This is a genomic window from Pontibacter sp. HJ8 (assembly GCF_054824225.1).
This window is the reverse complement of the sequence record NZ_JSYF01000192.1, coordinates 1-4924: the sequence shown is the minus strand read 5'-3', so window position 1 is coordinate 4924 and position 4924 is coordinate 1. Positions and strand designations below refer to the sequence as shown.

The window sequence follows — 4924 nt, the reverse complement described above, 5'->3', positions numbered from 1 at the left end:
CCTATACCTATACCTATACCTATACCTGCTGCCCGATTCGGACAGGTCGTGACCTGCCCCTGCAAGAATTGCCTATACCTAAGTCTTCTCTCCTTCCAGCTCAATTAATTCCGAATATTTCTGAGGCGCGAACGGAGAGAGATAGCGCAGCTATGAAAAGTTTGAAAAGATTGATTGCTCCAAATCCTCTTTCTCTCTGGAGCAATCGCCCCTCGTTACTCTACTCCTCCTGGTTACAACTTTGATGATTAGCCCCTCTGTTAATACCCTGACCCTTGTTTAGACTTCATCCCTACAAGATGAAAGTTAAAATATGTTAAAATCAATTAATAATTTTCTATATACATATCTCCTTTATATATTAGCTTTCGATCTTACTGCTACTCCATCAGCCTGGCTGCTGTCTTACACCCTCCCATTTCTGCTGAGCGGTTCTGCTGCTTAAGGAGTTACGCTGCACCTTTTACATCCGGAATAACGCTTTGTTGCACCTGGTGCCATACCTATCACTATACCTGGTAACCTTGATCGTATGAAAAAAAATTTAATGCTGGCAATACTGTGTTGCCTGACCTGCTTTGCCTCTTTTGCGCAGGCACCTCCTCAACCAAATGCACTGACAGGTACTGTCAAAGGTATAGTTTCGGACTCCACTACGCAGGCGGCGCTGGGTTATGTGACTGTCACCTTGCAGGAAGCCGGAAAGAACCAGGCTATCAAAAGTACTTTCACAAAAGACAACGGCTCGTTTGAGCTGACCGGCCTGCCCGAAAAACCATACCAGCTGGTCCTCTCCTACGTGGGCTACAAGACCAGGACCCTGCCACTTCCAGCCTTTACTTCTTCTACCATCGACCTGGGCAAACTGACACTCGTCTCATCGGCCAAGCAGCTAAAAGAGGTGCAGGTGGTGACAGAGAAACTACTGGTAGAACAAGACATCGACAAGATCACTTACAACGTGGATGCCGACCCGGAAAGCCAGACCCTGACCGCCCTGGACATGCTGCGCAAGGTGCCCCTGCTCACGGTTGACGCCGACGACAACATCAAGCTCAACGGCAACAGCAACTACCGGGTGCTGATCAATGGCAAAACTTCCTCCCTGTTTGTGCGCAGCCCCAAAGATGTGTTCCGGAGTATGCCGGCCAACACGATCAAGAGTATCGAAGTGATCACCAATCCTCCTTCCAAGTATGAAGCAGAAGGAGTTGGCGGTATCCTCAACATCATCACCCACAAGAAAAACATTGGCGGCTACAACGGCTCCGTCAATTTAGGAACAGGCAGCCCGAAAGGAACCAACTTCGGAGGCTACCTGACAGTCAAGACCGGCAAGTTCGGCTTCTCCGGATACTTTGGAAGAGGCTCGCATTACAGCCCCACCAGCAGCAGCAATTTGTTCCGGGAAGACAAGATACGCGAGAACACGCTGGAGCAGCTCGGCGAAAGCTTCAGTAACAACACCTTCCAGTATGGCAGCGGTGAGTTCAGCTATGAGATGGACACGCTCAACCTCTTCACGGCCAACTACAGCATGAACTTAAGCACCGGAAGCAACAGCTCTACCCAGCTGGCAGAACTTCGGAATACATCCGGTGTGCTTACCCAGGCCTACAGGCGCCTGAACAGCGGCACACACAAGTGGCAGGGCAGCGACTTCGGAGCAGACTACCAGCGCACCTTCAAAAAGAGCAAAGAGCAACTCTTCACGCTCTCCTACAGGCTGAACAACGGCGGCAACGGAAGCGCCACCGACTTTACGCTGCTGCCCCTGCTCAACTACCATAGCCAGGTAAGCCAGACCGATAACGACGGCACAACAAGGGAGCATACCCTGCAGGCCGACTATGTGCAACCGATCAAAAAACAAGCCCTGGAGCTGGGCGTCAAATCGATTTTCCGACTCAGCAACAGCGACTATTTCTACAGCAACCGCGACCCGGAAACAGGCAACTTCGTGCAGGACCCGAGCCTGAGCAACAACTTTGACTACAGGCAGGATATCTATGCTGCCTATACCTCTCTCAGCCTCAAAAAAGGCGACTGGGGACTTAAAACCGGTGCGCGACTCGAAGAGACAAAGGTAGATGCCAACTTCAGGTCTTCCGGCACCGTCGCCTCCCAGGATTACTTCAACCTGATTCCTAACATTACGCTGTCGCGCAAGCTCAAAGGCACCAGCACGATGCGGTTGTCCTATACCCAGCGCATCGAGCGCCCCAGCCTCTACTATCTCAACCCCTACGTCAACCAGGTCGACCCGAGGAACATCAGTTATGGTAACCCGGAACTGGAAGCAGCCACCAACAACGTCTTTACGCTGGCCTACAATACCTTTGTGAAAGGCTCTTCCGTAAACGCCAGTGTCTTCCACAACTACACCAACAGCTCCATCCAGAGCTATACCACGCTGGGTGCCGATACCGTGGCCCGCACCACTTTCGATAACATTGGCCGCAACAAGACCTATGGCGTCTCCGTGAGCGGCAACACGACGCTGTTCAAAAAGCTGAGCCTGAACCTAAACACCTCCGCCGGTTACGTGCAGCTCACCAGTATGATCGACGGCCTGCCCCAGAACAACGAGGGTTTCACCTACAACGTGTTTGGCTACTCGAGTTACCGCTTTGAGAAAGGCTGGCGTGCGAGCGGTAATATCGGCTACAACTCCTCCCAGATCAGGCTCCAGGGCCGGTCAGCCGGCTACATGTGGAACAGCTTCTCGGTGAACAAGCAATTCCTAAAAGACAACAAAGCCAGTATCAGCCTTTCGGTGAACAGCCCGTTCCAGAAGAGCCGCCGCCAGTTCAGTGAGATAAATGACCCCAGATTCAGCCAGACACAGGAGTCCTACTATCAGATGCGCCGCTACAACGTATCGTTCAACTACCGCTTCGGCAAACTGAAAGGCGATATCGCCCGCAAAAAGCGCGGCATCAAAAATGATGATGTCAAGGCCGGTGAGCAGAGCGGCGGCGCAACCAATTAAAGCTATATCTGCAGGAGGAGGTCCCTGAACAGGCACCTCCTCCTGCAGGTATAGCTTCCACCTGACACCAGATAAAGTCCGGGCAGAAGGAAGGACGTCAGTCCGATAAGAATCATATTCTGTAGCTTTCTTCAGGATATCCGTTCTGGCAGCAAGTATGGACTGAAGGTCAGCCTTCGAAATGAAAGTTTCAGATTTTTGTCATAAGGTTAACGCGTCCACAAACACTTTTATTAAAGTAGAAAAGCCATGCAAAAGACCTTCCTCCTCCAGATTGTGCCCATCGGTGTTGTGTGCTTCCTTTTGTTCGGATTTGCCAGCTCACCTTCTTTGAACAGATCTGAGCAACCTACGGCCGACAAAGTACTCCTGGAAGTCTACAAAAAGCTTGAAAGCCTGAAAACGCTCCAGTATAGCTACCAGCTGGAGCTCAACTACTCCTCTGAAAACTATAAGAACACCGTCTCGGGAACTTCTTTTATAGAGTTTGCCGCCACCGACCCCATTTTAGGTTTTAAGTACCAACTGGAAAACGAGGGCTCTAAGCTGATCTACAATGGCACTGAAAGCTTTGTCTTAGACAAAAGCCAGAAGACGATGAGCCTTAACCCCAATCCAGCATTCAAATATTTCGCAGGGCTAACGCCATTCTACAATTCTATGGTGACGCTCAGGAAGGCGCTACCTGCCGTCCTGGCTGATAAAGACATACACAAAAGCCTGTCCGACACGAGCATTGCCCAGCAAGACGTATACCTGGTCAAGTTGGTGCTCAACCAGAGAGCTATTGAGCGGTTGGGCGGATTCTCAGAGCTTGGGGTTGATAGGAAAGTCACCTACGCGATCCTGGTAGACAAAAGCAGCTACCTGCCCGTGCAAATCATCCAGGGCAACAACGTAAACAATGATTTTGCCCGAACCGTTTTCAGCCAGGTGACGACCAATCCTGCCAGCCCCTCCGAGCTGTCGTGGTACTATTCCAGCTACACTGATGAATTCAGCTTAACACAAAAGAAACCGTTAGTGCCTCTGGCACTGCGCGCTGCTGCCCCAGACTGGCAGCTTCCCCTGTTTGGCAGCAGCGAATCTTTAAAGCTGAGTCAGCTAAAAGGGAAGGTCGTACTGCTGGAGTTCTGGAACAAGAACTGCGGGTACTGCATTTCGGCTGTTCCTAAACTGAACGCCATAACCGGAAAATTCCGGCACAAGAATTTTATGGTTTTAGGGATCAATCTGCATGACAAAAAAGAAGATGTTGACAACTTTTATAGCAGAAACAAGCCCGGTTACCAAACCGTGCTGGAAGGCGGAAAAGTTGCGGAAGCGTATGGTGTTGGTTTTTATCCCGTGGTTGTTCTCCTGGACAAGCAAGGCAAAGTAGTATACACAGGCGGTATAGATGAACAGGTATTAGGGAAGCATATTCAGGAGGCATTAAAGCAATAAGGCGCAGAAATTAAGCTGTTCACAAAGCATTCGCTCACACTGTACCTTCGCCTGTACAAGCACGTTAAAGGAAATTTGGATGTATGAAAACAGGGATTGCTTCTTTTATAGTCGGTATGGCAGGGTTAATCGTCATTACCTATTTCAACTTCCAGGCTAACCTGAGTTACCAGGCGGCTGAGGAGTCCGAAAATATGATTAACCTGTATTCGATGAGCCAGTCTACCAGGGCAACCTTGTTTGTATTCGAAACCGTGGGAGTCGTACTCGGGGTTCTGTCCTTTCAGAGATACAAAAGCAAAGTAGGGCTCCTGGGAATGGGAATCAGCACCCTATGCCTCATTCTCTTATACAATCTATTTTAGGGCATCCGGTCTTAAAATTTACGGAAACCTGATCCTAAAACTATCCGGTATACAGCATGCTTTCCGCCGGCCATTTGTTACTTTAGCGTATCCGAAAGCCTGCACACACAACAAGCGCAAC

3 protein-coding genes are annotated in these 4924 nt (G+C 50.0%); all 3 read left to right on the top strand.

Going from position 1 to position 4924, the window contains the following annotated elements; translation table 11 throughout:
- Positions 1–532 precede the first annotated feature (532 nt).
- The 3 genes from OB13_RS09460 to OB13_RS09450 all read left to right on the top strand — a co-directional run bounded on the left by OB13_RS09460 (position 533) and on the right by OB13_RS09450 (position 4803).
- The gene (locus tag OB13_RS09460; RefSeq protein ID WP_461489918.1) at positions 533–2992 is read left to right on the top strand and encodes a TonB-dependent receptor; all 2460 of its coding nucleotides are present in this window, start codon (positions 533–535) and stop codon (positions 2990–2992) included.
- Positions 2993–3241: 249 nt separating this feature from the next.
- Positions 3242–4438: a TlpA family protein disulfide reductase gene (locus OB13_RS09455; RefSeq protein ID WP_461489917.1), complete on the top strand. Its 1197-nt coding sequence runs from the start codon at positions 3242–3244 to the stop codon at positions 4436–4438.
- Positions 4439–4521: 83 nt separating this feature from the next.
- Positions 4522–4803, top strand: coding sequence for a hypothetical protein (locus OB13_RS09450; protein WP_461489916.1), 282 nt, complete (start codon positions 4522–4524; stop codon positions 4801–4803).
- Positions 4804–4924 lie beyond the last annotated feature (121 nt).